Source organism: Thalassobaculum fulvum, assembly GCF_014652915.1.
Classification (GTDB): Bacteria; Pseudomonadota; Alphaproteobacteria; order Thalassobaculales; family Thalassobaculaceae; genus Thalassobaculum_A; species Thalassobaculum_A fulvum.
Window position 1 is genome coordinate 330,582 of record NZ_BMZS01000003.1, and the last position, 26,470, is coordinate 357,051.

23 protein-coding genes are annotated in these 26,470 nt (G+C 68.9%); 19 read left to right on the forward strand and 4 right to left on the reverse strand.

Features of this window, described 5'->3' with window-relative positions; genetic code table 11:
- Nucleotides 1-26: 26 nt before the first annotated feature.
- Together IE246_RS07975 and IE246_RS07980 are read left to right on the forward strand one after the other, a co-directional pair.
- Nucleotides 27-1,274, forward strand: coding sequence for a lipoprotein-releasing ABC transporter permease subunit (locus tag IE246_RS07975; RefSeq protein WP_189988426.1), 1,248 nt, complete (start codon nt 27-29; stop codon nt 1,272-1,274).
- Complete coding sequence (locus IE246_RS07980; protein ID WP_189988427.1) at nt 1,267-1,956, forward strand: ABC transporter ATP-binding protein; 690 nt, start codon at nt 1,267-1,269, stop codon at nt 1,954-1,956. The genes IE246_RS07975 and IE246_RS07980 overlap by 8 nt, the downstream gene beginning before the upstream one ends.
- Before the next feature lie 15 nt (nt 1,957-1,971).
- Here IE246_RS07980 and IE246_RS07985 read toward each other — a convergent pair whose 3' ends face one another.
- A complete protein-coding gene (locus IE246_RS07985) occupies nt 1,972-3,201 on the reverse strand; it encodes a pentapeptide repeat-containing protein (RefSeq protein WP_189988428.1) in 1,230 nt (409 codons plus the stop codon).
- A 244-nt stretch (nt 3,202-3,445) separates the two neighbouring features.
- Here IE246_RS07985 and dnaE point away from each other — a divergent pair, with 244 nt between their 5' ends.
- Nucleotides 3,446-6,934 (forward strand): DNA polymerase III subunit alpha, encoded by a 3,489-nt coding sequence (gene dnaE, locus IE246_RS07990; RefSeq protein WP_189988429.1) that lies wholly within the window; start codon nt 3,446-3,448, stop codon nt 6,932-6,934.
- 72 nt (nt 6,935-7,006) lie between these two features.
- The gene (locus IE246_RS07995; protein ID WP_189988430.1) at nt 7,007-8,533 is read left to right on the forward strand and encodes a M81 family metallopeptidase; all 1,527 of its coding nucleotides are present in this window, start codon (nt 7,007-7,009) and stop codon (nt 8,531-8,533) included.
- Between the two features lie 3 nt (nt 8,534-8,536).
- Here IE246_RS07995 and IE246_RS08000 read toward each other — a convergent pair whose 3' ends face one another.
- Nucleotides 8,537-9,082 (reverse strand): hypothetical protein, encoded by a 546-nt coding sequence (locus tag IE246_RS08000; RefSeq protein WP_189988431.1) that lies wholly within the window; start codon nt 9,080-9,082, stop codon nt 8,537-8,539.
- Here IE246_RS08000 and rpsB point away from each other — a divergent pair.
- The 15 genes from rpsB (at nt 9,060) to lpxB (ending at nt 23,536) form a co-directional block, all read left to right on the forward strand.
- On the forward strand, nt 9,060-9,872 hold the full coding sequence (gene rpsB / locus IE246_RS08005) for a 30S ribosomal protein S2 (protein WP_189988432.1): 813 nt from the start codon (nt 9,060-9,062) through the stop codon (nt 9,870-9,872). The genes IE246_RS08000 and rpsB overlap by 23 nt on opposite strands.
- Before the next feature lie 82 nt (nt 9,873-9,954).
- Nucleotides 9,955-10,875, forward strand: a complete 921-nt coding sequence (tsf, locus tag IE246_RS08010; protein WP_189988433.1) for a translation elongation factor Ts — start codon at nt 9,955-9,957, stop codon at nt 10,873-10,875.
- Nucleotides 10,876-10,957: 82 nt separating this feature from the next.
- Nucleotides 10,958-11,674, forward strand: a complete 717-nt coding sequence (gene pyrH, locus IE246_RS08015) for a UMP kinase (RefSeq protein ID WP_268245271.1) — start codon at nt 10,958-10,960, stop codon at nt 11,672-11,674.
- A gap of 5 nt (nt 11,675-11,679) precedes the next feature.
- A complete protein-coding gene (gene frr / locus IE246_RS08020) occupies nt 11,680-12,237 on the forward strand; it encodes a ribosome recycling factor (RefSeq protein ID WP_189988435.1) in 558 nt (185 codons plus the stop codon).
- Nucleotides 12,238-12,240: 3 nt separating this feature from the next.
- Nucleotides 12,241-12,987, forward strand: coding sequence for an isoprenyl transferase (locus IE246_RS08025; protein ID WP_189988436.1), 747 nt, complete (start codon nt 12,241-12,243; stop codon nt 12,985-12,987).
- On the forward strand, nt 12,984-13,826 hold the full coding sequence (locus tag IE246_RS08030; protein WP_189988437.1) for a phosphatidate cytidylyltransferase: 843 nt from the start codon (nt 12,984-12,986) through the stop codon (nt 13,824-13,826). Before IE246_RS08025 ends, IE246_RS08030 begins: the two co-directional genes overlap by 4 nt.
- Complete coding sequence (locus IE246_RS08035; RefSeq protein ID WP_189988438.1) at nt 13,820-15,031, forward strand: 1-deoxy-D-xylulose-5-phosphate reductoisomerase; 1,212 nt, start codon at nt 13,820-13,822, stop codon at nt 15,029-15,031. Before IE246_RS08030 ends, IE246_RS08035 begins: the two co-directional genes overlap by 7 nt.
- A 51-nt stretch (nt 15,032-15,082) precedes the next feature.
- A complete protein-coding gene (rseP, locus tag IE246_RS08040; protein WP_189988439.1) occupies nt 15,083-16,210 on the forward strand; it encodes an RIP metalloprotease RseP in 1,128 nt (375 codons plus the stop codon).
- A 98-nt stretch (nt 16,211-16,308) separates the two neighbouring features.
- Nucleotides 16,309-18,585, forward strand: a complete 2,277-nt coding sequence (gene bamA / locus IE246_RS08045; RefSeq protein WP_229836668.1) for an outer membrane protein assembly factor BamA — start codon at nt 16,309-16,311, stop codon at nt 18,583-18,585.
- Nucleotides 18,586-18,596: 11 nt separating this feature from the next.
- Complete coding sequence (locus IE246_RS08050) at nt 18,597-19,181, forward strand: OmpH/Skp family outer membrane protein (protein WP_189988440.1); 585 nt, start codon at nt 18,597-18,599, stop codon at nt 19,179-19,181.
- 10 nt (nt 19,182-19,191) lie between these two features.
- Nucleotides 19,192-20,220: a UDP-3-O-(3-hydroxymyristoyl)glucosamine N-acyltransferase gene (gene lpxD, locus IE246_RS08055; protein ID WP_189988441.1), complete on the forward strand. Its 1,029-nt coding sequence runs from the start codon at nt 19,192-19,194 to the stop codon at nt 20,218-20,220.
- An 11-nt stretch (nt 20,221-20,231) separates the two neighbouring features.
- A complete protein-coding gene (fabZ, locus tag IE246_RS08060; RefSeq protein ID WP_189988442.1) occupies nt 20,232-20,708 on the forward strand; it encodes a 3-hydroxyacyl-ACP dehydratase FabZ in 477 nt (158 codons plus the stop codon).
- A gap of 14 nt (nt 20,709-20,722) precedes the next feature.
- Nucleotides 20,723-21,526: an acyl-ACP--UDP-N-acetylglucosamine O-acyltransferase gene (gene lpxA / locus IE246_RS08065; RefSeq protein WP_189988443.1), complete on the forward strand. Its 804-nt coding sequence runs from the start codon at nt 20,723-20,725 to the stop codon at nt 21,524-21,526.
- A gap of 7 nt (nt 21,527-21,533) precedes the next feature.
- Nucleotides 21,534-22,358: an LpxI family protein gene (locus IE246_RS08070; RefSeq protein WP_189988444.1), complete on the forward strand. Its 825-nt coding sequence runs from the start codon at nt 21,534-21,536 to the stop codon at nt 22,356-22,358.
- Nucleotides 22,355-23,536: a lipid-A-disaccharide synthase gene (gene lpxB, locus IE246_RS08075; protein WP_189988445.1), complete on the forward strand. Its 1,182-nt coding sequence runs from the start codon at nt 22,355-22,357 to the stop codon at nt 23,534-23,536. Before IE246_RS08070 ends, lpxB begins: the two co-directional genes overlap by 4 nt.
- A 75-nt stretch (nt 23,537-23,611) precedes the next feature.
- On the opposite strand, the gene IE246_RS08080 is transcribed toward lpxB, so the two are convergent.
- A complete protein-coding gene (locus IE246_RS08080) occupies nt 23,612-24,913 on the reverse strand; it encodes a citrate synthase (RefSeq protein WP_189988446.1) in 1,302 nt (433 codons plus the stop codon).
- 72 nt (nt 24,914-24,985) lie between these two features.
- Nucleotides 24,986-26,401 (reverse strand): glutamate--tRNA ligase, encoded by a 1,416-nt coding sequence (gltX, locus tag IE246_RS08085; RefSeq protein ID WP_189988447.1) that lies wholly within the window; start codon nt 26,399-26,401, stop codon nt 24,986-24,988.
- Nucleotides 26,402-26,470: the final 69 nt, after the last annotated feature.

Genomic DNA, 26,470 nt, shown 5'->3' on the forward strand with positions numbered 1-26,470 from the left:
CCTTCATCCCCGGGGAGATTGCCCGAATGATCTTCGGAGCTTTCGAGCGGATGCTGGCGCTGCGCTACCTGCGGGCCCGCCGGCAGGAGGGGTTCATCTCGGTGATCGCCGGGTTTTCGCTGCTCGGCATCGGCCTCGGTGTCGCGACCCTGATCATCGTGATGAGCGTGATGAACGGCTTCCGGGTCGAGCTGACGAGCCGGATCCTCGGGCTGAACGGCCATATCGGGATCTATTCGTCGACCGGACGGATCGAGAACTACGACCGGGTCGCGGTGCAGGTCGCCTCGATACCCGGAATCTTCAGCGTGACTCCGCAGGTCGAGGAACAGGCGATGCTGACCGCCGGCGGCAACGCGTCCGGTGCGGTCGTGCGCGGCATCCGGCCGAGCGACCTGAAGGCCAAGCGGCTGATCGCCGACAAGATCGTCCGCGGTTCGCTCGACCGGTTCGCGGGCGACGACGCGATCGTCCTCGGCGACCGGCTGGCCGAGCGCCTGCGGGTCGGAGTCGGGGACCGGGTGACGCTGCTGTCGCCGACCTCGACCGTGACCGTCATGGGCAGCGTCCCGCGCATGAAGGCCTACGAGGTCGTCGCGCTCTTCAACGTCGGGATGTTCGAGTACGACAACACCTTCGTGTACATGCCGCTGGAGGCGGCCCAGGTGCTGTACCGTACCGGCGACACGGTCAACGCGCTGGAGATCTTCACGACCGACCCGGAGCACGTCCGGCGGTTCCGGTTGCCGCTGCTGGAATCCCTGCCGTCCAGCCTGTATCCCCGGGACTGGCAGCAGCAGCACGCCAGTTTCTTCAACGCGCTGCAGGTCGAGCGCAACGTCATGTTCCTCATCCTGACCCTGATCATCCTGGTGGCGGCGTTCAACATCATCAGCTCGCTGATCATGCTGGTGAAGGACAAGGGCCGGGACATCGCGGTGCTCCGCACCATGGGGGCGACGCGCGGGATGATCACCCGGATCTTCTTCATGACCGGGGCCAGCGTCGGCGTGCTCGGCACCGCCTTCGGCAGCGTTCTCGGCCTGCTGTTCTGCGACAACATCGAGGCGATCCGCCAGGCCCTGCAGTCGCTGACCGGGGCGACCATTTTCGACCCGATGATCTACTTCCTGAGCCGGATGCCCGCCGAGATCGATCCCTGGGAGGTGTTCGCGGTGGTCGTCATGGCGCTGCTGCTCAGCTTCGCGGCCACGATCTACCCCGCCTGGCGGGCGGCCCGCGTCGATCCGGTCGAGGCGCTGCGTTATGAATAACGATCCCGTGCTGCGGCTCGAAGGGGTCACCAGGCGCTTCGGTTCCGGCGAGACCGCGTTGGAGATCCTGCGGGGCGTGGACTTCTGCCTGCGGCCGGGCGAGCTGGTGGCACTGGTCGGCCCGTCCGGGGCCGGCAAGTCCACTCTGCTGCATATCGCCGGCCTGCTGGAGGCGCCGACCAGCGGCAAGGTCCTGGTCGACGGCAAGGACTGCGCCGGGCTGGGGGATGCCGGCCGGACCAGGCTGCGGCGCGATACCATCGGGTTCGTCTATCAGTTCCACCACCTGCTGCCGGAGTTCTCGGCCCGCGAGAACGTGATGATCCCGCAGATGGTCGCCGGCCTGTCGCGGGACGAGGCCGGCCAGCGTGCCGACCAGCTTCTGAAGATGGTGGGGCTGGAGCGGCGGTCGTCGCACCGCCCGGCGCGGCTGTCGGGGGGCGAGCAACAGCGCGTCGCCATCGTGCGCGCGATCGCCAACGTGCCGCAGGTGCTGCTGGCTGACGAGCCGACCGGAAACCTCGATCCGCAGACCGCGGCGGAAGTCTTCGGACAGCTCACCCGAATCGTCCGGGCCACCGGTCTGGCGGCGCTGATCGCGACGCACAACCTGGACCTGGCGGCGGCCATGGACCGGACGCTGGAACTGAAGGACGGCGTGGTGCTGGAGCGTCGCGGCTGAGGCGGCCGGCTCAGGTCAGGCGGCGTCCAGGCCCGACGCGTTCTTGATGGTCGCCTGCTCGAGCCGCGAGCCGGTGCGGTTGCTGCCGGTGAGATCGACGCCGTCCAGGATCGCCCCGACGAAATTGGCGTCCTGCAGATCGGCGCTGCGGAACCGCACGGGCAGGCTCTTGCCGGTCCGGCGGCCTTGGGGGTCGAGGATCTCGGCGCCTTCGATGCGGGCGCCGACGAAGCTGGCGTTGGTCAGCACGCTGTCGGTGAAGTTGGTGCCGGCCAGGCGGGCCAGGGAGAAGTCGGCGCCCTCCAGGGTTGCGCGCCGGAAGGTGGTCAGGAACAGCTCGGAGCGTACGAACGCCGCGCCTGTCAGGTCGGCTTCCTCGAACGATACCCCGCGGACGTCACAGCTCGAGAAGTCCAGTCCGCGCAGGTCCCGGCCGACGAACTCGGCCCGCATGCCGGTCCGGCCGTTGCTGGCGATCCAGGTGCTGTGGAAGCGCAGCGCCTGCTCGATGTCGTCGGGCAGGGTGTGCTCGGCATCGCGATGGATGGCGCCCATCAGGTTGGTGTTGTCGAGGATCGCCTTCGACAGGTCGACGTTGCGCAGATTGGCGTCGGCCAGGTTCGCGCCCTTGAGGTTGGCGCCGTCCAGGTTGGTGCCGGTCAGGTTGGCGTTCTTCAGGTTGCAGCCCGAGAGGTCGGCGCCCGACAGGTTGGCGCCGGCCAGGTTGACCGCGTGCAGGACGACGTCGCGGAAGATCGCGCCGCGCGCGCTGCTCACGGCCAGATTCGCTTCCGACATGTTGGAGCCGGTGAAATCCGCCCCGTCCAGGTTGGCGTCGGTGAAATTGGTGTCCCGCTTCTCTTCCTCGCCCCAGTTGACCACGTGGCCGGGCCGCATGTCGGCGCCGCGCAGGATCGCGCCGGACAGGTTGGCCATCGCGAAGTTCGCGCCGCGCAGGTCGGCCCGCTCGAAGTTCGCCGACTGCAGGTCGGCCTGGGAGAAGTCGCAGCCGAACAGGTCGGCTTCGCCGAAGTTGGTGACCCGGGCGTGGGCCTTGATGAAGCTGGCGCCGGTCAGGATCGAGCGGCGCAGGTCGAGGGTGTCGACCGTCTTGCCGTTCAGATTGGCGCCCTTCAGCAGCAGGCGCCGCCCGTTCGGGCGTCCGGCCAGATAGACCTCGTGCGCCTTGACCGCCTTTGCGGTCTCGAAAGGAATGTCGATCGGGCGGGTGAGGACGGGTGGCATCTTTCTGACGCCTCGGTAGTGGTGATGGCGCGGCGACGCATCGAGTCGAGCGACCATGCAGCGTCGGCGGTAAACAGACCGTAAACGGCAATGATCGAAATTGGTTAACGGCCTCCGTCCGAGTCGCATGGGGGCCGGGACCGGCCGACGCGCCGGAATCCCGCGCGACGACCCGGCCGCGCGCGCGACCGTGACCCGGCGCGGCCCGCATGGAAGAATGGTCGGCCGATCGCTGGAGCCCCCGATGCCGCACGCAGACTTCGTCCATCTTCGCGTTCATTCCGCCTTTTCGCTGGCGGAGGGCGCGATCCACGCCAAGCAGCTGGTCAAGATGACCAAGGCCAGCCGGATGCCGGCCGTGGCGATCACCGACAGCGGCAACCTGTTCGGTGCATTGGAGTTCTCGGTGACCGCGGCGGGCGAGGGCGTGCAGCCGATCGTCGGGGTCCAGTTGATGGTGCGCCGACCGGCCGAACCGGACCGTCGCGGGCTCCGCGTAGTCGGCGGGCGCGACGTGCACCCCGATCAGCTGCTGCTGCTGGTGCAGTCGGAGACCGGCTATCTCAATCTGATGGAGCTGGTCAGCCGGGCCTACATGGAGACCTCCGGCGAGGAGGAGCCGCAGCTCAGGCTCGAAGAGCTGGAGGGCCTGACCGACGGGCTGATCGCGTTGACCGCGGGGCCGCGCGGCGGGGTCGGGCGACTTCTGCTGGAGGGACGCGACACCGACGCCGAGGCCATGCTCCTGCATCTCAACCGGCTGTTTCCGGGGCGGCTGTACGTGGAACTGCAGCGGCACTTCCTCGACGAGGAGAACCGGATCGAGGAGCGCCTGATCGACCTGGCCTATGCCCACGACGTTCCGCTGGTCGCCACCAACGAGGTGTTCTTCGCCGACGAGTCGATGTCGGAGGCCCACGACGTCCTGCTGTGCATCGCCCAGAGCACGACGATCGGGAATCCCAAGCGGCGCCGGGTGACCCCCCATCACCGGTTCAAGTCGGCCGCCGAGATGCGCGAGCTGTTCGCCGACATCCCGGAAGCGGTCGACAACACGCTGGTGATCGCCCGGCGATGCTCCTACATGCCGCGCAAGCTGGCGCCGATCCTGCCGCGGTTCGACACCGAGGGCGGCCGGTCGGAGGCGGCGGAACTGCGGGCCCAGGCGGAGGAGGGACTGCAGGCGCGGCTCGAGGCGCACGTGTTCACGCCGGACATGGACGAGGCCCGCCGGGCCGAGATCGCCGAGCCCTACCGCGAACGGCTCGAGATGGAGCTCGGGGTCATCGAGCAGATGGGCTTCCCCGGCTATTTCCTGATCGTGTCGGACTTCATCAAGTGGGCCAAGGCGCACGACATCCCGGTGGGACCGGGACGCGGGTCGGGTGCCGGGTCGCTGGTCGCGTACTCGCTGCTGATCACCGACCTGGATCCGTTGCGCTGGGGGCTGCTGTTCGAGCGCTTCCTGAACCCCGAGCGTGTGTCGATGCCCGATTTCGACATCGACTTCTGCCAGGACCGGCGCGACGAGGTGATCCGCTACGTCCAGGACAAGTACGGCCGCGACCGGGTGGCGCAGATCATCACCTTCGGCAAGCTGCAGGCCCGCGCCGCGCTGCGCGACGTCGGCCGGGTGCTGGAGATGCCGTACGGGCAGGTCGACCGGATCTGCAAGCTGGTGCCGAACAACCCGGCCAACCCGGTGACCCTGGCGCAGGCCCTGGAGACCGAGGAGGAACTCCGCCGCCAGCGCGACGCCGACGAGAACGTCGCCAGCCTGATCCGGGTGGCGCTGCAGATCGAGGGCCTGTACCGCAACTCGTCGACTCACGCCGCCGGCGTGGTGATCGGCGACCGGCCGCTGTCGCAGCTGGTGCCGTTGTACCGCGACCCGCGGTCCGACATGCCGGTCACCCAGTTCAACATGAAGTGGGTCGAGCCGGCCGGGCTGGTGAAGTTCGACTTCCTTGGCCTGAAGACGCTGACGGTCCTGCAGCGCGCCGTCGACCTGCTCAAGGAGCGGGGTATCCAACTCGATCTCTCGAAGATCCCGCTCGACGACGAGCCGACCTACGCGATGCTGGCCAAGGGCGACAGCACCGGGGTGTTCCAGCTCGAAAGTTCGGGCATGCGCGACGTGCTGCGCCGCCTGCGCCCCGACCGCTTCGAAGACATCATCGCGCTGGTGGCGCTGTACCGCCCGGGGCCGATGGCGAATATCCCGAAGTACATCGCCTGCAAGCACGGCGAGGAGCAGCCGGACTACATGCACCCGAAGCTGGAGCCGGTGCTGACCGAGACCTTCGGGATCATGATCTACCAGGAGCAGGTGCAGCAGGCCGCCCAGCGGTTGTCCGGCTACACCCTCGGCGGTGCCGACCTGCTGCGCCGCGCCATGGGCAAGAAGATCAAGGAGGAGATGGACGCCCAGCGCGAGAAGTTCGTCTCGGGCGCCGTCGAGAACGGGGTGGAGGAGGCGCGGGCCAGCGCCATCTTCGACCAGATCGCGGCGTTCGCCGGCTACGGCTTCAACAAGAGCCACGCCGCCGCCTACGCCCTGGTCGCCTATCACACCGCCTACCTCAAGGCGAACCATCCCGTGGAGTTCCTGGCGGCGTCGATGACGTACGACATGGGGAACTCCGACAAGCTCAACACGTTCCGGCAGGAGCTGCAGAAGCTGAAGATCCCGCTGCTGCCGCCGGACATCAACCGGTCGCGGCGCGACTTCGCGGTGGAGCGCCTGCCGGACGGCACCATGGGCATTCGATACGCCCTGGCGGCGATCAAGAACGTCGGCGGCGCGGCGATGGACGCGCTGGCCACGGCGCGCGATGCCGACGGCCCGTTCAGGAGCCTCGGCGATTTCGCCGAGCGCGCCGACCCGCAGCACGTCAACAAGCGGCTGCTCGAGAACCTGGTGCGGGCCGGCGCCTTCGACGGGCTGCATCCGAACCGGGCCGAGCTGTTCGAGAGCCTGGAGACCGTCGTCCGCCATGTCAGCGCGGCCGCCAGCGAGCGCGGTTCGAGCCAGGTCAACCTGTTCGCGGTCGACGGCGGGCGCGAGCCGGCGCGGCTGCGGCTCAAGGACCGGCCGGACTGGCCGCCGATGGAGCGCCTGAAGGAGGAGTTCGACGCCCTCGGCTTCTATCTCTCGGCCCATCCGCTGGACGCCTATGCGGAATCCCTCGATCGCCTGAAGGTGGTCGCGTCCGACCGGGCGCTCGCCGAAACCCGGGCGAAGGGCGGCACCGCCCGGTTGACGCTCGCCGGCATCGTCGTGGGCAAGCAGATCCGCACCTCGAAGTCCGGCAACCGCTTCGCCTTCGTCCAGCTCACCGACCGTTCCGGGGTGTTCGAGGTCACGCTGTTCTCGGAGGTGCTGGCGGTCAGCCGGGAGCTGCTGGATTCCGGCGATCCGCTGCTGGTGAAGGCCGACGCCCGGATCGAGGACGACGCCATGCGGCTGCTGGCGTCGCGCATCGAGCCGCTGGACAAGGCGGTCGAGCAGACCGCCGCCGGCCTGGAGATCCACGTGCGCGATACCCGGGCGCTGGAGCCCCTGCAGTCGCTGATCGCCAAGGAAGGGCGGGGCCGCGGCCGGATCCGCGTGGTGGTCCCGACCGGCGAGGGCGACGTCGGCATCGTCCTGCCGGAGGCCTACAAGGTGTCGGGCCAGCTGCGCGGGGCGGTGAAGGCGATCCCGGGAATCGACTTCGTGCGTGACCTGTAGGCCCGACGGCCGACTTTCCTAACGGCCGGACCGGTGGCAGGCTGGGCGCCTTCCGTCAGCCGGAGAGGTCCGATGAAACGCATCGCCATTCTCGGCTTCGCGCTTGAGAGCAACGCCTTCGCGCCGCCCTGCGGGCGCGCGGATTTCGAGCAGCGGGGCTACTACCGGGGCGCCGACATTACCGCGCAGGCGCGTGCCGAGCATCCGGCGATCTATTCCGGCATCTGCGGCTTCTATGCCGAGATGGACCGTCGCCACGGTCCGGCCGGCTGGCAGCCGGTGCCGATCGTCCATGCGGCTTCGCAGCCGGCTGGGCCGGTGGAGGAGGGATTCTTCCGGGAGCTGCTGGGCGAGTTCGAGGCCGGGCTGCAGGCCGCCGGCCGGCTCGACGGGGTCTACGTCGCGGAGCACGGCGGTGCCACCGCGACCCACACCCACGATCCCGACGGCGAGGTGTTCGCCCTGGTCCGGCGGCTCGTCGGGCCGGACGTCCCGGTGGTCGCGACCCTGGACCTGCACGCCAACGTCTCCGACGCGATGATGAACAGCGTGGATATCCTGGTCGGCTATCGGACCAACCCGCATGTCGACATCTTCGAGCGCGGCGAGGAGGCGGCCCGGCTGCTCGAGGAGCTGATGGCCGGGACCAGGGCCACGGCGTACCGGGTGCGGCTGCCGCTGGTCGGTCCCAGCGTCACCCTGCTGACCGCCGAGGGCCATCCCTACGGCGACCTCATACGGCTCGGGCAGTCGAGGATCGACGAGCGGGTGATGAACGTGACGATCCTCGCCGGCTTCGCGTTCGCCGACACGCCGAAGAACGGCATGACCGTCATCGTGACGACCCGCGACGATCCGGCGCTCGCCAGGAGCCTGGCGATCGAGCTGGCGAGCGCCGGCTGGAACGACCGCCAGCGCTACGTGCCGCGGATGATCCCGCTCGACGAGGCGGTCGAGCAGGCGAGGGCGGTCGGGGCCGATCCGATGGCACCGTCGCTGCTGTTCGCGGATCCGGCGGACAACCCGGGCGGCGGCGGACGCGGGAACACCACCTATATCCTGGCCGCCTTCCTGAAGGCCGGTGTGCACGGCTGCATCGCTGGGGTGTTCTTCGACCCGGCGCTGGTCGAACAGGCGCGGCGGGCCGGCGAGGGCGCCCGGTTCCGGGCCGACCTGAACACCCGGGAGAGTGCGCGGTTCTCCGAGCCACTGTCCTGGGACGCCCGCGTGGTGCATCTGCACGACGGCCGGTTCGTAGGCCATCACGGCATGGTCGAGGGCAAGACGGTCGACCTGGGACCGTCGGCGGTGATCGCGCTCGACGGGATAACCCTGGTGGTGATCAGCAAGCGCCAGCAGTGCCTCTCGACCGACTTCTTCGAGGCACTGGGAGTCGACGTGGCCGGGGCGCGGTCGATCGTCGTCAAGTCGCGCGGGCACTTCCGGGCAGGCTTCCAGCACCTGTTCCCGCCGGAGCGGATCCGCGAGGTCGACGTTCCCGGGCTGACCTCCCCGAACCTGGCGAACTTCGACTGGCGCGGCCTGCCGCGGCCGGTGTTTCCGCTCGATCCCGAGGCGGGCTGGACGCCGCCGGCCTGACGGTCATTCGCACAGCCGCGGCCGGGCTTTCGTCAGCAGGCCGGGGGCATGCGAGACCGGGGCGCAGAAATACAGGGTCATGGCACTGTCGGCCGGGCTCCGGCAGACCGCGGCGTCGCCCGACTTCCGGAACCAGGCACGGGCGTCGGCGCCCTGAATGTCGCGGTACGCACCGGCCATCCGCGCGGTGCGGCGATAGTCGGCATCGGCTGCCGGCTCGAGCCGCATCTCACGGGCGCTCGGCGGATAACAGAGCGCTTCGGCGATGCGATCGGCCAGCTCGCTGGAGCCGGCGGTCGCCGGGGCCGGCAGAAGCACCGCGAGAGCGATGGCGATCGTCGGTTTGTGGCCGGCCGATGCTTGCCAAAGCCGGTCGAGGGGAGTAGATAAGCGCCCGCTCAATCCCGCACACGGGCCCGCGGTGGCTTTCGGCCGATTCCCTTCGGTCGCCGGCCGTCGCTCCGGTGTCGAGGCGCCGCCTCGACCAAGACCCGTGGAGGCGAAACCGGAGAACGTGAGGAACGATATGGCTCTGCCCACTTTCACCATGCGCCAGCTCCTGGAGGCCGGTGTCCACTTCGGCCACCACACCCGTCGCTGGAACCCGAAGATGGAACCGTACATCTTCGGCGTGCGCAACAACATCCACATCCTCGACCTGCGCCAGACCGTGCCGATGCTGCACCGGGCGCTCGAGGCGGTGCGCGACACCACGGCCAAGGGCGGCCGCGTGCTGTTCGTCGGGACCAAGCGCCAGGCGGCCGACATGATCGCCGAGGCGGCCAAGCGCTGCGGCCAGTACTACGTCAACCACCGCTGGCTCGGCGGCATGCTGACCAACTGGAAGACGATCTCGCATTCGATCAAGCGGCTGCGCGACCTCGAGGAGCAGCTCGCCTCGAACGAGGCGCTGGGTCTGACCAAGAAGGAGACCCTCGGCCTGACCCGCGAGCGCGAGAAGCTGGAGCGCGCGCTCGGCGGCATCAAGGAGATGGGCGGGCTGCCGGACATCCTGTTCGTGATCGACACGAACAAGGAGAGCCTGGCGATCCAGGAAGCCAACAAGCTGGGCATCCCGGTCGTCGCGGTCCTCGACAGCAACTGCGACCCGAACGGCGTGCAGTTCCCGATCCCGGGCAACGACGACGCCATGCGGGCGGTGTCGATGTACTGCGAACTGGTGGCGAATTCCGTCCTCGACGGCCTGCAGGCCGAGATGATGGCCTCGGGCTCGGATATCGGCGAAAGCGCCGAGGCGCCGGCCGAGCCGGCTCTGGAGGCCGAGGTCGCCGGCGAGGCGTCCGCCGAGGACAAGGTCGCGGAACAGGCCAGCGCCTGAGCGCGGTCCAGCTACGGGATGAGAGCGGCGCCGGCCGGATGGTCGGCGCCGGCGTCCACATCGAACGACGAGGATGAGAACGATGGCGGTTACGGCAGCCCTTGTGAAGGAACTGCGCGAGAAGACCGGCGCCGGCATGATGGATTGCAAGAAGGCGCTGAGCGAGACCGACGGCAACCTGGAGGCGGCGATCGACTGGCTGCGCACCAAGGGCCTGGCGGCGGCGGCGAAGAAGTCCGGCCGTGTCGCGGCCGAGGGCCTGGTCGGCGTGGTCGTGAACGGCAACCGGGGCGCGGTCGTGGAGGTCAACTCCGAGACCGACTTCGTGGCCCGCAACGAGAGCTTCCAGGCGTTCGTCGAGAACGTGACCGGCCTGGCGATCGAGACCGGCGCCGACATCGAGGCCCTGAAGGGCGTCGCCTATCCGGGCACCGGCAGGACCGTCGGCGACGAGCTGACGAACAACATCGCGACCATCGGCGAGAACATGTCGATCCGGCGCGCCGCGGTGGTGTCGGTCGACGACGGCGTGGTGGTTCCGTACGTCCACAACGCGGTCAAGCCGGGCCTCGGCAAGATCGGCGTGCTGGTGGCCCTGGAATCGACGGGCGACAAGGACAAGCTCGCGGAGCTCGGCAAGCAGATCGCCATGCACATCGCGGCGACCGCGCCGCAGAGCCTGTCGACCGACGACCTTGACCCGGCGGCGATCGAGCGCGAGCGGGCGGTCCTGATCGAGCAGGCGCGCGCTTCCGGCAAGCCGGACAACATCATCGAGAAGATGATCGAGGGCCGGATTCGGAAGTTCTATCAGGAGGTCGTCCTGCTGGAGCAGACCTTCGTGATCGACGGCGAGACCCAGATCCGCAAGGTCGTCGAGGCGGCGGCGAAGGACGCCGGCGCTCCGGTGACCCTGGCGGCGTTCGTCCGCCTGCAGCTCGGCGAGGGCATCGAGAAAGAGCAGGCGGACTTCGCCGCGGAAGTGGCGGCGCTCGCCGGTTGATGTAGAACGGGAGCGGCCGCCGGCGACCGGAGGGACAAGGGCGATGGGCTCCGACAGCGAGCAATCCGAGACAGACCATCGAGTGGCACCCGGGCCGTACTCCCGGGTGCTGCTCAAGATCTCGGGCGAGGCCCTGATGGGCAACCTCGCCTACGGAATCGACCCGGAAATGGTCGACCGGGTGGCCGGCGAGATCGAGTCGGTGAACGCCCTCGGCATCGAGGTCTGCCTGGTCATCGGCGGCGGCAATATCTTCCGCGGCATGTCGGCGGCGGCGTCCGGCATGGAGCGGACCACCGGCGACTACATGGGCATGCTGGCGACGGTGATGAACTCGCTGGCCATGCAGAGTGCCCTGGAAAAGCGAGGCATTCCGACCCGCGTGCTCTCGGCCCTGCCGATCGCGGCGGTGTGCGAGCCGTACATCCGCCGCCGGGCGATCCGGCACATGGAGAAGGGCCGGGTGGTGATCTTCGCCTCCGGCACCGGCAATCCGTTCTTCACGACCGACACGGCGGCCGCCCTGCGGGCCTCGGAGATGGGCTGCAAGGCGCTGCTGAAGGCCACCAAGGTCGACGGGGTCTACGACGCCGACCCGATGAAGGTGAAGGACGCCAACCGGTACGACCGGTTGACCTATATGGACGTGCTGCGCCACGACCTTAAGGTCATGGACGCGTCGGCGATCTCTCTTGCACGGGAGAACGGGATTCCGATCCTGGTCTTCTCGATCCACAATAACGGTGCATTCGCCGACGTGGTCCAGGGTAAGGGACGGTTCACGATAATCACGGAGTAGGGGACATGGCGGACCTCGATCTCGACGACATCGAACGGCGCATGGACGGCGCCGTGAACGCTCTCAAGACCGAGTTCGCCGGCCTCAGGACCGGGCGCGCATCGGCCAGCCTGCTCGAGCCGATCCAGGTCGAGGCCTACGGCAGCCGCATGCCGCTCAACCAGGTCGGCACGATCAGCGTGCCGGAGCCGCGGATGATCTCGGTTCAGGTCTGGGACCGCTCGATGGCCAAGGCCGTCGAGAAGGCGATCCGGGAGTCGGACCTCGGGCTCAATCCGCAGTCGGACGGCCAGCTCATCCGGGTGCCGCTGCCGGACCTCTCCGAGGAGCGGCGGGCCGAGCTGGTCAAGGTCGCCTCCAAGTATGCCGAGAGCGCGCGTGTCGCGGTCCGCAACGTCCGCCGCGACGGCATGGACCATCTGAAGAAGATGGAGAAGGATGGCGACATCAGCCAGGACGACCGTCGTCTGTACGAGGACGAGATCCAGGAGCTGACCGACAAGCACGTCAAGGCGATCGACGAGGCCCTGACGTCCAAGGAAAAGGACATCATGCAGGTCTGATCGATGGTCGATGCCGCGCCGCAGCTCGGGGAGGGCGACCGGCCCCTGCATGTCGCCGTCATCATGGACGGCAATGGACGCTGGGCGCGGGCGCGCGGGATGCCGCGCAGCTTCGGCCATCGCGAGGGGGCGAAGGCGGTGCGACGGGCCGTGGAAGCGGCGACCGATCTCGGCGTCGGCTATCTCACCCTGTTCGGGTTCTCGTCGGAGAACTGGAGCCGGCCGGCCCAGGAGGTCGTCGACCTCATGGAGCTGCTGCGGTTCTATCTCCGGCGCGAGATCGCCGACCTGCACAAGGACGGCATCCGGTTCCGGGTCATCGGCGACCGGAGCCGGCTGTCGCCCGACATCGTCACGCTGATCGAGAACGGCGAGCGGCTGACCGCCGGCAACACCCGCATGGTGCTGACCGTGGCGCTGAGCTACGGCGGACGGCGCGAGCTGACCGATGCCGTCCGGCGGATCGCCGAAGACGTCGCGGCGGGCATCCTGGATCCGTCGGCGATCGACGAGGAGCTGGTGGCGTCCCGGCTCGACACCGCCTACATGCCGGATCCGGACCTGCTGATCCGCACCAGCGGCGAGAAGCGGATCTCGAACTTCCTGCTTTGGCAGATCGCCTATTCCGAGTTCGTGTTCATGGACGTCCTGTGGCCGGATTTCGACCGCTCGCATCTGGAAGCGGCCCTCGACGAGTTTGCCCGGCGGGACCGTCGCTACGGCAGGGCCACCGGGCAGGGCAGCGGATGACCGGGGCGCACGGCAACCCGCCGTCGAAGCCGGGGCGCAGCGACCTGCGGCTGCGCATCATATCGTCGCTGGTCATGGTCCCGGCGGCCGCGATCACCGTGTTCGCCGGCGGGCCGGCCCTGCAGCTCGGAGTTGCCCTGGTCTGCGGCCTCATGGCGTGGGAATGGGGGAGCCTGGTGACGGATCGGCCGGGTCGCACGCTGGCCCGCGGACTGGTGTTCGCGGTCCTGGCGCTGTCGCTCGGCTGGATGCTGCTGCGCGGGCCGTACGAGGGGGTGGCCGCCGCCGTGATCGGTGCGCTCGGGATCATCGTCCTCGGCCGCTTCACCCGGCTGCCGAGCGCGCCCTGGCTGGCGGTGGCGATCATCAGCATCGCCATGCCGGCGATCGCGATCCTGTGGCTGCGCGACGGCGCGCCGCTCGGGCTGGAGACGCTGATCTGGGCGCTCACGACAGTGGTCCTGACGGATGTCGGCGCCTATGCCGCCGGCCGGACCATCGGCGGGCCTAAGCTGATGCCCTCGGTCAGTCCGTCGAAGACGTGGGCCGGGCTGGCCGGCGGGGTGGCGGCGTCGGTCGCCGGCGCGCTGGTGGCGGCCAGTCTGGTGGAAGGCGCGAACCCCTGGGTGCTGGCGCCGATCGCGGCCCTGCTGGCGGTGATCGCGCAGATCGGGGACCTGATGGAGTCGGCGGTGAAGCGGTTCTTCCACGTGAAGGATTCCGGAAAGCTGATTCCGGGGCATGGCGGGATTCTCGACCGGGTGGACGGTCAGATCGCCGTCCTGCCGCTGGTCGCCCTGGCCGTGCACCTGACCGGCCGGAGCGTTCTGCAATGGTGACGGCGACCGGCAGGCGGCGCATCAGTGTGCTCGGCTCCACCGGATCGGTCGGGCGCAGCACCATGGACCTCGTCGAGCGCAATCCGGAGCGCTTCGAGGTCGTCGCCCTGGCCGGCGGGGCGAACGCCGATCTCATCGCCGAACAGGCGAAACGGACGAGGGCGGGGTTCGTCGCGATCGCCGACGGAGCCGCGTGGCCGGCCCTGAAGGCTGCGCTCGCCGGGACCGGCATCGAATCGGCGGCCGGTGCCGAGGCGGTGCTCGAGGCGGCGCGCCGCGACGCCGACTGGACGATGGCGGCGATCGTCGGTGCCGCCGGGCTGGCACCGACCCTGACGGCGGTCCGCCAAGGCCGGGTGATCGCGTTGGCCAACAAGGAATCGCTGGTCTGCGCAGGCGATCTGTTCGTGGCCGAGGCGCGGGCGGCCGGGGCCACGATCCTGCCGGTCGATTCCGAGCACAACGCGATCTTCCAGGTGTTCGAATCCGACCGCCGCCCGGGTATCGAGAAGATCATCCTGACCGCCTCGGGCGGCCCGTTCCGGACGTTGTCGCGCGAGGCGATGGCGAGCAAGGGGCTGAAGGACGCCCTGGCCCACCCGAACTGGTCGATGGGACCGAAGATCTCGATCGATTCGGCGACCATGATGAACAAGGGGCTGGAGCTGATCGAGGCCCACCACCTGTTCGACATGCCGGAGGACCGGATCGACATCCTGGTCCACCCGCAGTCGGTGGTTCACAGCCTCGTCGCCTATGTCGACGGCTCGGTGCTGGCGCAGCTCGGGTCGCCGGACATGCGCACCCCGATCGCCTACGCGCTGGCCTGGCCGGAGCGCATGCCGACACCGACGCCGCGCCTCGACCTGGCCGCCGTCGCGCAGCTCTCCTTCGAGGCGCCCGACCCGGTCCGGTTTCCGGCGCTGCGCCTGGCCCGCGAGGCGCTGCGCGCGGGCGGCACCGCGCCGGTCGTGCTGAACGCCGCCAACGAGGCCGCAGTGGCGGCGTTCGTCGAGCGTCGCATCGGCTTCATCGAGATCGCAGCCGTGGTCGAGGCCGTGCTCGAGGCGCTTCCGGTCGCGCCGGTGGCCGACATCGAGGCGGTGCTGGCCGTGGACCGCCGCGCCCGGGAAGAGGTGGAGCACTGGATCGGCCGGCATCGCGGGCACGCGGCACGCGTTGCGTCCGTCGGCGCCGCCGACTAATGTCGCTCACACGCGGGCGGGGACACAGGTCGAAATAGGGGACCCACAGGCATGCTTGCCGGGCTCGTGGACTACGTTATTCCGTTTCTCGTCATCCTGACCGTTCTCGTGTTCGTTCACGAGATGGGGCACTATCTGGTGGCGCGCCGGGCCGGCGTGCGGGTCGACGTGTTCTCGATCGGCTTCGGCCGCGAGCTGTTCGGCTGGACCGCCCGGTCGGGGACCCGCTGGAAGATCGCCGTGCTGCCGCTCGGCGGCTATGTGAAGATGTTCGGCGACGCCGACCCGTCGAGCTCGGGCGGCTCGAACCTGGACACGATGAGCGCCGAGGACCGGGCCGTATCGTTCCATCACAAGTCGTTGAAGGCGCGGGCGGCGATCGTGGCGGCCGGTCCGGCCGCCAACTTCCTGTTCGCGATCGTCCTGCTCGCGGGCCTGTACGCGATCGTCGGCCGTCCGTACGCGCCGCCGGTGGTGGACGAGGTGGTCGCCGGCTCGGCGGCCGAACAGGCCGGCATCCGGGTCGGCGACGTGTTCGTGTCGACCGACGGTACCGCGGTGAAACGCTTCTCGGACCTGCGCCGCGCGGTGTTCGACCGGCCGGGCGTTCCGATCGAGATGGTCATCGACCGCGACGGCCGCCAGATGACGCTCACGGTGGTTCCGGAAGCCGTCACCGAGGTCGACCGGTTCGGCGCGAAGCATACCTTCGGCCAGCTCGGCGTACGGTCGAACAAGGTCAGCATCGAGCGTCTCGATCCGGTCTCGGCGGTCGGCGTCGCGGCAGTGGAGACCTGGTCGATCGTCGGCCAGACGCTCGACGCGGTCGGGCAGATCATCGCCGGCACCCGCGGGACCGAGGAGCTCGGCGGGCCGTTGCGGATCGCGCAGATGTCGGGGGACGTCGCCCAGAGCGGCTGGGTGACCACCGTCTGGTTCATGGCGATGCTGTCGATCAACCTCGGCCTCATCAACCTGTTTCCGATCCCGGTCCTCGACGGCGGGCATCTGCTGTTCTACGGGGTCGAGGCGCTGCGCGGCCGGCCGCTCGGCGAGCGGGCGCAGGAGTGGGCCTCGATGGCCGGCCTGACCCTGGTTATCGCGCTCATGCTGTTCGTCACCTGGAACGACCTCATCCACCTCAAGGTGGTCGAGTACATCGGCTCCCTGCTCGGGTAATTGGTTGTGATATCTTCGGTTTGCGGGGCGTAACGCCAACGCTATAGTCGCCGCCGCGCGGCATCGCGCGAGGTTTTCCGCCGATAGGGGGCCGGCTCTTGCCGTCATCGTTGAAGCACTGGTTTCAGGCGGTCGCCGTCGTGGTCGCGCTGCTCCTCGGCGGAACGGCACACGCGCAGAGCGCGGGCGGACGCGTGTCGGAGATCGAGGTGCAGGGCACCCAGCGGATCGATCCGGGCACGGTGCGGTCCTACATGCTGATCCAACCCGGCGATCTGTTCGACGCCGACCGGCTGGACCGGTCGCTCAAGGCGCTGTTCGCGACCGGGCTGTTCGCCGACGTGACGATCCGTCGCCAGGGCGACGCGCTGGTCGTGAGCGTGGTCGAGAACCCGATCATCAACCGGATCGCTTTCGAAGGTAACAAGCGGATCGACGACGAGGAACTGGCGCGCGAGGTGGAACTGCGCCCGCGCGTGGTGTTCACGCGGACCCGGGCCCAGCAGGACGTCCAGCGGATCGTCGAGATCTACCGGCGCTCCGGGCGCTACGGCGTCACGGTCGAGCCGAAGGTGATCCAGCAGCCGCAGAACCGGGTCGATCTGGTGTTCGAGATCGACGAGGGCGAACTGACGCCGGTCCAGACCATCTCGTTCATCGGCAACAAGCGGTTCAGCGATTCCACGCTGCGCGGCGTCATCCAGACCAAGGAATACGCGTTCTATCGGTTCCTCAGCACGGCCGACACATACGATCCGGACCGGCTGAGCTTCGACCGCGAGCTGCTGCGGCGGTTCTATCTCGAGAGCGGCTATGCCGATTTCCGGGTGCTGTCGGCCGTGGCCGAACTGACCCCCAATCGCGAGGCCTTCGTCGTCACGTTCACGGTGGAGGAGGGCGAGCCCTACAACTTCGGTCAGATCGGCTTCGATATCGGGCTCCCGCGGGTCACCGAGGGCGACCTGAACGGGCTCGTGGTGACCGAGACCGGCGACCGCTACGATTCCACCAAGGTGGATGAATCGGTCGACGCGATCACCGACAAGCTGGGCAACCTCGGTTATGCATTCGTCGATGTCCGGCCGCGGGTCGAGCGGCATCCGGAAGCGCAGGCCATCGACATCACTTACCAGATCGGCGAGGCCAGCAAGGTCTTCGTCGAGCGGATCGACATCGTCGGCAACGTGCGAACCCTGGACCGCGTCATCCGCCGGGAGATGAACCTGGTCGAGGGCGATGCCTTCAACGTCTCGCAGATGCGGCGGTCGGAACGGCGGATCCGCAACCTCGGCTTCTTCAAGTCGGTCAAGGTCACCAACAGCGAAGGCTCGGCGCCGGACCGCACGGTGATCGTCGTCGAGGTCGAGGAGCAGCCGACCGGCGAGATCTCGTTCGGCATCGGCTACTCCTCGGTCGACGCCGTCATCGGCGACATCGGCATCCGCGAGCGCAACCTGCTCGGTCGCGGCCAGGACCTGCGGTTCGGCGTGTCCGGGTCGGCCAGCTCCACCGAGTACGACATCTCGTTCACCGAGCCGTATTTTCTCGGCCGCGACGTGTCGGCCGGGTTCGATCTGTTCCGGGTGGAGCGGGAGTACACCGAGAGCTCCTACAGCGAGGTCCGGACCGGCGGTTCGCTGCGCGCGGGCTACGACCTCGCCCCCGATCTCCGGCAGTCGGTGAACTACACGCTGAAGAGCACCGACATCAAAGACGTCGAATCGGACGCCTCCCGATTCATCAGGGAGCAGGAAGGCACCACCGTGGTGTCGCAGTTCGGCCAGACCCTGACCTACGACAAGCGGGACAACCGGCTCGATCCGCGCGAAGGCTACATCGGGCAGTTCACCACGGAGATCGCCGGCGCGGGCGGCGACGAGCGGTTCCTGAGGCTGAAGGCCAAGGGGGCGTACTACTATCCGCTGGACAACGTGTGGGGCCTGGCGTTCCTGGGGCAGGCCGGCTACATCATCGGCCTCGGGCAGGACGTGTCGATCGCCGAGCGCTTCTTCATCGGCGGCCATACCTTCCGCGGCTTCGAGAAGGCCGGCGTCGGCCCGCGCGACGTCAGTTCCGACGACGCGCTCGGCGGCAACCAGTATTATGTCGGTTCCGTCGAGCTGACGTTCCCGACCGGGCTGCCCGAGGATCTCGGCATGCGGGCCTTCGTGTTCAGCGACGTCGGCAGCCTCTGGAACGTCGACGCCAGCGGGGCGGAGGTACGCGACGTCAACTCGATCCGGGCATCGTTCGGTGTCGGCGTCGAGTTCGTGACGGCGTTCGGCCGGATCCGGGTGGATGCCGCCGAGCCGGTGCTCAAGGAAGACTTCGACAAGACCGAGCTGTTCCGCTTCAGCTTCGGCACACGTTTCTGAGGAGGCCGCCGATGCCGGCCCCGCGCGCGGCGGCGTTGCTGACCGCCCTGTTGATCCTGGGAGTTCCGACCGGCCTGCTGCACGCCCAGACGGCACCGCCGTCGGCGCCGGCCGAAGTGGCGGAGCTGCCGGTCGCGGTCGTGGATGTTCAGGGGATCATGCGGGCCGCACAGGCGGCCAAAGCGATCCACGAGCAGATCGAGACGCGCCGGAGCGCCTACCAGGAGGAGGTCTCGGCCGAGGAAAAGCGCCTGCGCACGGTCGAACAGGACCTGGCGCAGCAGCGGAGCATCCTCGCCCCGGAGGCCTACCAGCAGAAGGTCAGGCAGTTTCAGTCGCAGGTCGCCGAGGTCCAGCGCCAGGTCCAGATGCGCAAGCGCGAGCTCGACGAGACCTTCGCCAAGGCGATGAACGAGGTCCGCAAGTCGCTGGTCTCCGTGGTTGCCGAGATCGCCGAGCAGCGGGGCATCAAGCTCGTCCTGTTCAAGAGCCAGATCGTCATCGCGGAGAAATCCCTGGACGTATCCGACGAGACCCTGAAGCGTCTGAACGAGCGGCTGCCGACGGTCAAGGTCGACCTGCCGCCGTTGAAATAGGAGGCGCGCGATGACCGATCCCCGGTTCTTCCGTTCCCATGGCCCGTTCACCGTGGCCGAACTCGCCGCCATGACCGGCGCGGAACTCGTCGGGGCGGGCGATCCCGGCCTGGCGATCACCGATCTGGCACCGCTCGATACGGCCGGCCCGACCCAGGTCGCCTTCCTGGAAAACCGGCGATATCTGTCGGGCTTCAGAAGCTGTCGCGCCGGCGCCTGCCTGGTGGCGCCGGAGTTCGTCCCGCAGGCCCCGGAAGGGATGGCGCTGCTGGTGACGCCGCGGCCGCGGCGCAACTTCGCACGCATCGGCCAGGCCTTCTTCCCGCCGGAGCCCGCCGCGCCCGGCGTGCATCCCGCCGCCGTGGTCGACCCGGCAGCCGAGCTCGGCGATTCGGTCTCGATCGGCCCCGGAGCCGTGGTCGCTGCCGGTGCCCGGATCGGGGCGCGCAGCGAGATCGGTCCGAACGTGGTGATCGGCGAAGCGGTCGAGATCGGCGAGGCGACCCGGATCGGGGCCGGCGCCTCGGTCAGCCACGCCCTGATCGGGGCCCGGGTGCATATCTATCCCGGCGTGCGGATCGGCCAGCCGGGCTTCGGGTTCGAGATGGATGCCGACGGCCCCTTCATGGTGCCGCAGCTCGGACGGGTCATCGTGGAGGACGACGTCGAGATCGGCGCCAACACCACGATCGATCGCGGCAGCGGCCCCGACACCGTGATCGGCCGCGGTACCATGATTGATAATCTCGTACAGATAGGCCACAACGTCGTGGTCGGTCGCGGCTGCATCATCGTCGCGCAAGTCGGCATCTCGGGTAGCACGCGGCTGGGGAATCGGGTGGTTCTGGCCGGACAGGTCGGTGTCGCCGGGCATCTGGAGATCGGAGACGGCGTCCAGATCGCCGCCAAGTCGGGGGTGAACCGAAGCGTGCCTGCCGGCGTAGCAGTGGGTGGCGCTCCGGCCGTCCCGATCCGCGAGTTCCGCCGCCAGATCGCGGCAATCAAGCGATTGGGACGTCGAAGCGAAGGCGATACGTGAGGCGTCAGGAAATGAGTCAGGCGGAAGCGACCCCAGCGGCCGAGACCGGGGTGGACATCGACGTGATGCGGGTGATGGAACTGATCCCGCACCGGTACCCGTTCCTGATGGTGGACCGGGTCGAGTCGATCGTTCCGGACACGAGTTGCATCGGCATCAAGAACGTGTCGATCAACGAGCCGTTCTTCCAGGGCCACTTCCCGACGCGTCCCGTCATGCCGGGCGTGCTGATCATCGAGTCGATGGCCCAGACCGCCGGGTGCCTGGTGGTCGCCACGCTCGGTCCGGAGAGCGAGGGCAAGCTCGTGTACTTCATGACCGTCGACGACGCCCGGTTCCGCAAGCCGGTCGTGCCGGGCGACCAGATGAAGGTGCACGTCCGCAAGCTCCGCAACCGCGGTCCGGTCTGGAAGTTCCAGGGGGAGGCTCGGGTCGACGGCACGCTGGTCGCCGAGGCCACCTACTCCGCGATGATTCTCGACGCCTGACCCGGAGACGCCAAGTGGCGCGAGAGATCCATCCGACCGCCGTGGTCGAGGCCGGGGCGGAACTCGGCGAAGACGTCCGGATCGGCCCGTACACGGTCATCGGCCCACAGGTCACGCTGTCCGACGGCTGCGTCGTGCACAGCCATGTGGTGATCGGCGGCCGGACCGGTATCGGGGCCCGCACCGAGATCTTCCCGTTCGCCAGCATCGGCCTGCGTCCCCAGGACCTGAAGTACCGCGGGGAGCCGTCGGAGCTGGTGATCGGCAGCGACACGGTCATCCGCGAGCACGCGACCCTGAACCCGGGCACCGAGGGCGGCGGGCTGCTGACCCGCGTCGGCGACCGCTGCCTGCTGATGGTCGGCAGCCACGTCGCGCACGACTGCGACGTCGGCGACGGCGTGATCATGGCGAACAACGCCACGCTCGCGGGGCACGTGCGGGTCGAGGACTATGCCGTGCTCGGCGGTCTGTCGGCGGTCCACCAGTTCGTCCGGATCGGCCGCAACGCCATGGTCGGCGGCATGACCGGTGTCGAGCGCGACGTCATTCCCTACGGCTCCGTCGTGGGCGACCGGGCCCGGCTCTCGGGGATCAACATCATCGGCATGAAGCGCCGCGGGCTGGGGCGGGACGACATCAACGCGGTGCGCAAGGCGTATCGGCTTCTGTTCGCGGCCGAGGGCACCTTCCAGGAGCGCCTCCAGGAAGTCGCCGATGAATTCGCCGACTGTGCACCGGTGATGGAGATCGTGGGCTTCATCCGCGAGGACTCCTCGCGGAAGATCTGCCAGCCAGGAGACGGCGGCGAACTCTGAGGCGGAGATGGGCGGTCTCGGAATTGTCGCGGGCGGGGGCGTTTTGCCTCGCCGTATCGCCGAGTCCGGGTCGGCCGCAGGCCGGCCGGTGTTCATCGTTGCGTTCGAGGGCCATACCGACCCGGCCACGGTCGAGGGGTTCGGCCATGTCTGGCTGAAGCTCGGGCAGACCGACGCGGCTTTGCGGGCACTGCACGCCGCCGGCTGCGTCGACGTGGTGATGGCCGGGCCGATGCGGCGCCCGACACTGTCGTCTCTGTCGCTCGACCGGCGTTCGGTCACCGCGCTGGCCAAGGCCGGGACCCGAGTCTTCGGGGACGACGGGCTGCTGTCGCTGATCGTCGAGGAGATCGAGCGCGACGGCTTCAGGGTGGTCGGGGTCGAAGACCTGCTCGGCGGTTACCTGGCCTATGAAGGGACCCTCGCCGGCGGGCCGCTCGGCGCGGCGGACGAGCGCGACGTGGTGCGCGGCATCGCGGCGTTGCGGGCTATCGGAGCCGCCGACATCGGTCAGGCGGTCGCCGTCCAGGAGGGGCTCGTGCTGGCGGTCGAGGCAATCGAGGGTACCGACGCCATGATCGCCCGGGCCGGCCTCCTGCGACGGCCCGGCGCCGGTCCGGTCCTGGTCAAGGGCAGCAAGCCCGGGCAGGAAGGCCGTGCCGACCGGCCGACGGTCGGCGCGGGAACGGTTGTCGCGGCGGCCGCCGCCGGATTCCGGGGTATCGCGATCGAGGCCGGGGCGACGCTGGTTGTCGACCGTGCGGCGACCGTGCGCGCGGTCGAACAGGCCGGGCTGTTCCTGGTCGCACGGAGCTTCTCGGATCCGACATGAGCGAGGACGACGCACCGCTGATCTACCTGATGGCCGGCGAGGCCTCGGGTGACGTGCTCGGGGCCGGGCTGATGCGGTCGCTGAAGGCGATGACCGGCGGCCGGGTGAGGTTCGCCGGCCTGGGCGGCGACGCGATGGCCGCCGAGGGGCTGGAGAGCCTGTTCCCGATCTCCGAGATGGCGGTCATGGGGATCGTCGAGATCCTGCCGAAGGCCCCGAAGCTGCTGCGTCGGGTTCGCGAGACCGTCGAGGACGCCTGGCAGCGCCGGCCGGTTGCGGTCGTCTCCATCGACTCCAAGGCGTTCACCATGCGGGTGCAGAAGCGGCTTCACAAGCTGCGCGACGCCGCCGGCGGGCAGGGGCCGAAACTGATCCATTGGGTGCCGCCGACGGTGTGGGCGTGGCGACCCGGGCGCGCCAAGGCGATCGCCCGCCACCTCGACCACCTGCTGACGCTGTTTCCGTTCGAACCGCCGTACTTCGAGGAGCACGGCCTGGACACCACCTTCGTCGGCCACCCGGCGGTCGGACAGCCGGCCGGCAACGGCGCGGCGTTCCGCGGACGGTTCCGGCTGCCGAAGGGCGCACCGGTGCTCGGCGTGATGCCCGGCAGCCGCCCGGGCGAGGTCAGGAGTCTGCTGCCGGTGTTCCGGGAGGTCGTCGCGCGGCTTGCTGGGCGCTACCAGGCGCTGCAGGTGGTGATCCCGACGGTGCCGCTGGTGGCCGATGCGGTCCGCGAAGAGACCAGGGACTGGCGGGCGCCGGTCACGGTGGTGCAGGACCCGCGCTACAAGTACGACGCATTCGCGGCCTGTACGGTGGCGCTGGCGGCGTCGGGCACGGTGACCCTCGAGTTGACTCTGGCCGGGGTGCCGACGGTGGTCGCCTATCGCGTCAACGCCGTCTCGGCGGCGATCGCCCGCCGGCTGATCGACCCGGATGCGATCGTGCTGACCAACAAGCTGCTGGGGCGGCGCGTAATCCCGCAGTTCATCCAGGAGGACTGCACCGCCGACCGGCTGACGGTCGCGGTCGAGCGGCTGTTCGACGACCCGCGGGCGCGGGCCGAGCAGGGTGCCGCCAGCGAGGCGGTCCGCGGTCTTCTCCAGGCCGACGACGAGGCTCCCTCGGAGCGGGCGGCGCGGACCGTCCTGCGGGTCGCCGGCCTCGCTGCCTGAGCGGAGCCGTCGGGCCGAAACGCAAAGAGGGCGGCCGTCGGCCGCCCTCTGTCGTCGCTGCGAGGCCGCTGTCGATCAGCGATCGCCCAGCGGCACGTAGGCGCGCTGCGCCGGGCCGGTGTAGAGCTGCCGCGGCCGGCCGATCTTCTGGCTCGGATCCTCGATCATCTCCTTCCACTGGGCGACCCAGCCGACCGTGCGGGCGACCGCGAACAGCACCGTGAACATCGAGGTCGGGAAGCCCAGGGCCTTCAGCACGATGCCCGAGTAGAAGTCGACGTTCGGGAACAGCTTCTTCTCGACGAAGTAGTCGTCCTCGAGCGCGATCTTCTCGAGCGCCATGGCCAGTTCGAGGAGCGGGTCGTCCAGGTCGAGCTCCGCCAGGACCTCGTGGCAGGACTTCTGCATGACCTTCGCGCGCGGGTCGTAGTTCTTGTAGACCCGGTGGCCGAAGCCCATCAGGCGGAACGGATCGTCCTTGTCCTTCGCCTTCTTGATGTACTCGTTGATGTTGTCCTTGTGGCCGATCTCCTGAAGCATGTTCAGGACCGCCTCGTTGGCACCGCCGTGCGCCGGGCCCCACAGCGAGGCGATGCCGGCGGCGATGCAGGCGAACGGATTGGCGCCGGACGAGCCGGACAGCCGCACCGTCGAGGTCGAGGCGTTCTGCTCGTGGTCGGCGTGCAGGATCAGGATGCGGTCCATGGCCCGGGCGATGGTCGGGCTCATCTTGTAGGGCTCGGCCGGGACCGCGAACATCATGTGCAGGAAGTTCTCGGCGTAGGTCAGGTCGTTGCGCGGGTAGTTGAACGGCTGCCCCACCGAGTACTTGTAGGCCATGGCGGCGATCGTCGGCATCTTGGCGATCAGCCGGAACGAGGCGACCATCCGCTGGCGTTCGTCGTGGATGTCGGTGGAGTCGTGGTAGAACGCCGACAGGGCGCCGATCACACCGCACAGAACCGCCATCGGATGGGCGTCCCGCCGGAACCCGCGGTAGAAGTTGCTGAGCTGCTCGTGGACCATCGTGTGATAGGTCACGTCGCGGTCGAACTTCTTCTTCTGGTCCTTGTTCGGCAGGTCGCCGTACAGCAGCAGGTAGGCGACGTCGAGGAAGTCGGAGTTCTCGGCGAGGTCCTCGATCGAGTAACCCCGGTGCAGCAGGATGCCCTCGTCGCCGTCGATGAAGGTCAGGGCGGACTCGCACGAGCCCGTCGAGGTGAACCCCGGGTCGTAGGTGAAGTGTCCGGTCTCGGCGTACAGCTTGCGCACGTCGATCACGCTCGGACCCATCGTCCCGTCGATCACCGGCAGCTTGTACGACGTCCCCGTGGCGTCGTCGGTCAGCGTGAAGGTCCCGGCGTTGCTCTTGGTCATAGTATCCGTCCCCTGTGTCTCGGGCGGCCTCTGGCGCGGGCCCCGAGGGGCCCGCCGGGCCGGCGGTGGATATTAGCCGTTAGTGTGCACTGCGCAAACCGCCTCGATGCGCCGCAGCGACTCGGCCTTTCCGAGCACCGCCAGGACCTCGAAGATCCCCGGCGAGGCGGTTGACCCTGTGACCGCGGCCCGCAGCGGTTGCGCCACTTTCCCCAGCTTCAGGTCGCTGGCCTCGGCGAACTGGCGCACGGCTTCCTCGATGCCGTGCTCATCGAACGAAGTAAGTGCGTTTAGGTGCGGTGCAAGAGCGGCCAGCGCGGCGCGGCCGGCGTCGTCGAGCAGGGCGGCGGCCTTCGGCTCCATCGGCAGCGGCAGCGGCGCGACGTAGAAGCGCGCCTTCTCGGCCAGTTCGACCAGGGTCTTGGCCCGCGACTTCAGGCCGGCCATCCCGGCGTTCAGCCGGCGTGTCGCCTCGCCGTCGAGGGTCAGTGCCGGGTCGCAGGCCAGTCGCTCGACGACCAGGTCGGTCAGGCGGCGGTCGTCGGCCTCGCGGATGTAGTGGCCGTTGAGGCTCTCCAGCTTGGCATAGTCGAAACGGGCGGCCGACTGCCCGACCTTGTCCAGGTCGAACCACTCGACCGCCTGCTCGGTCGAGATGATCTCGTCGTCGCCGTGGCTCCAGCCGAGGCGCAGCAGGTAGTTGCGCAGCGCCTCCGGCAGGTAGCCCATGTCGCGGTAGGCGTCGACGCCGAGTGCCCCGTGCCGCTTCGAGAACTTGGCGCCGTCCGGCCCGTGGATCAGCGGGACGTGCGCGAACACCGGCACCTGCCAGCCCATCGCCTGGTAGATCAGCATCTGCCGGAAGGCGTTGTTCAGGTGATCGTCGCCGCGGATGACGTGGGTGACCGCCATGTCGTGGTCGTCGACCACCACCGAGTGCATGTAGGTCGGCGAGCCGTCGGCCCGTAGCAGGATCATGTCGTCGAGCTGCGCGTGCGGCACGGTGACCGCGCCCTGCACGGCGTCGTGGATCGTCATCTCGCCGTCCAGCGGCGCCTTGATGCGGATCACCGGGGCGACGCCGGCCGGCGCCTCGGACGGGTCGCGGTCGCGCCAGCGGCCGTCGTACCGGATCGAGCGGCCCTCGGCGCGCGCCCGGTCCCGCATCTCCGCGAGCTCCTCGGGCGTGCAGTAGCAGCGGTACGCCTTGCCTTCCGCGAGTAGCTGATGCGCCACCTCGGCGTGTCGAGCGGCGCGCTCCGACTGGAACACGATCTCGCCGTCGCCCTGCAGGCCGAGCCACGACAGTCCGTCGAGGATCGCGTCTACGGCTTCCTTAGTGGAGCGCTGACGGTCGGTGTCCTCGATGCGCAGTCGGTAGGTGCCGCCATGGTGGCGGGCGAACAGCCAGTTGAAGAGCGCGGTCCGGGCTCCGCCGATGTGCAGGAAGCCGGTGGGCGACGGCGCGAAGCGGGTGACGACGGTCATGAGGCGCGGCTCGTTTCGCGTTTAGGGTGCGGGCGATCGGACCCGATCGCGCCCACCCGGCGGGAGGGC

Bases quoted from the DNA above. Each gene is read 5' to 3' on its own strand.
- IE246_RS07975 (WP_189988426.1), top strand. From the start codon at position 27: ATGATCTTCGGAGCTTTCGAGCGGATGCTGGCGCTGCGCTACCTGCGG.
- IE246_RS07985 (WP_189988428.1), bottom strand. From the start codon at position 3,201: ATGCCACCCGTCCTCACCCGCCCGATCGACATTCCTTTCGAGACCGCA.
- tsf (WP_189988433.1), top strand. From the start codon at position 9,955: ATGGCGGTTACGGCAGCCCTTGTGAAGGAACTGCGCGAGAAGACCGGC.
- IE246_RS07995 (WP_189988430.1), top strand. From the start codon at position 7,007: ATGAAACGCATCGCCATTCTCGGCTTCGCGCTTGAGAGCAACGCCTTC.
- IE246_RS08025 (WP_189988436.1), top strand. From the start codon at position 12,241: ATGGTCGATGCCGCGCCGCAGCTCGGGGAGGGCGACCGGCCCCTGCAT.
- IE246_RS08080 (WP_189988446.1), bottom strand. From the start codon at position 24,913: ATGACCAAGAGCAACGCCGGGACCTTCACGCTGACCGACGACGCCACG.
- IE246_RS08070 (WP_189988444.1), top strand. From the start codon at position 21,534: ATGGGCGGTCTCGGAATTGTCGCGGGCGGGGGCGTTTTGCCTCGCCGT.
- IE246_RS08050 (WP_189988440.1), top strand. From the start codon at position 18,597: ATGCCGGCCCCGCGCGCGGCGGCGTTGCTGACCGCCCTGTTGATCCTG.
- rpsB (WP_189988432.1), top strand. From the start codon at position 9,060: ATGGCTCTGCCCACTTTCACCATGCGCCAGCTCCTGGAGGCCGGTGTC.
- IE246_RS08030 (WP_189988437.1), top strand. From the start codon at position 12,984: ATGACCGGGGCGCACGGCAACCCGCCGTCGAAGCCGGGGCGCAGCGAC.
- rseP (WP_189988439.1), top strand. From the start codon at position 15,083: ATGCTTGCCGGGCTCGTGGACTACGTTATTCCGTTTCTCGTCATCCTG.
- IE246_RS08000 (WP_189988431.1), bottom strand. From the start codon at position 9,082: ATGGTGAAAGTGGGCAGAGCCATATCGTTCCTCACGTTCTCCGGTTTC.
- lpxB (WP_189988445.1), top strand. From the start codon at position 22,355: ATGAGCGAGGACGACGCACCGCTGATCTACCTGATGGCCGGCGAGGCC.
- lpxD (WP_189988441.1), top strand. From the start codon at position 19,192: ATGACCGATCCCCGGTTCTTCCGTTCCCATGGCCCGTTCACCGTGGCC.
- gltX (WP_189988447.1), bottom strand. From the start codon at position 26,401: ATGACCGTCGTCACCCGCTTCGCGCCGTCGCCCACCGGCTTCCTGCAC.
- fabZ (WP_189988442.1), top strand. From the start codon at position 20,232: ATGAGTCAGGCGGAAGCGACCCCAGCGGCCGAGACCGGGGTGGACATC.
- IE246_RS08035 (WP_189988438.1), top strand. From the start codon at position 13,820: ATGGTGACGGCGACCGGCAGGCGGCGCATCAGTGTGCTCGGCTCCACC.
- frr (WP_189988435.1), top strand. From the start codon at position 11,680: ATGGCGGACCTCGATCTCGACGACATCGAACGGCGCATGGACGGCGCC.
- IE246_RS07980 (WP_189988427.1), top strand. From the start codon at position 1,267: ATGAATAACGATCCCGTGCTGCGGCTCGAAGGGGTCACCAGGCGCTTC.
- dnaE (WP_189988429.1), top strand. From the start codon at position 3,446: ATGCCGCACGCAGACTTCGTCCATCTTCGCGTTCATTCCGCCTTTTCG.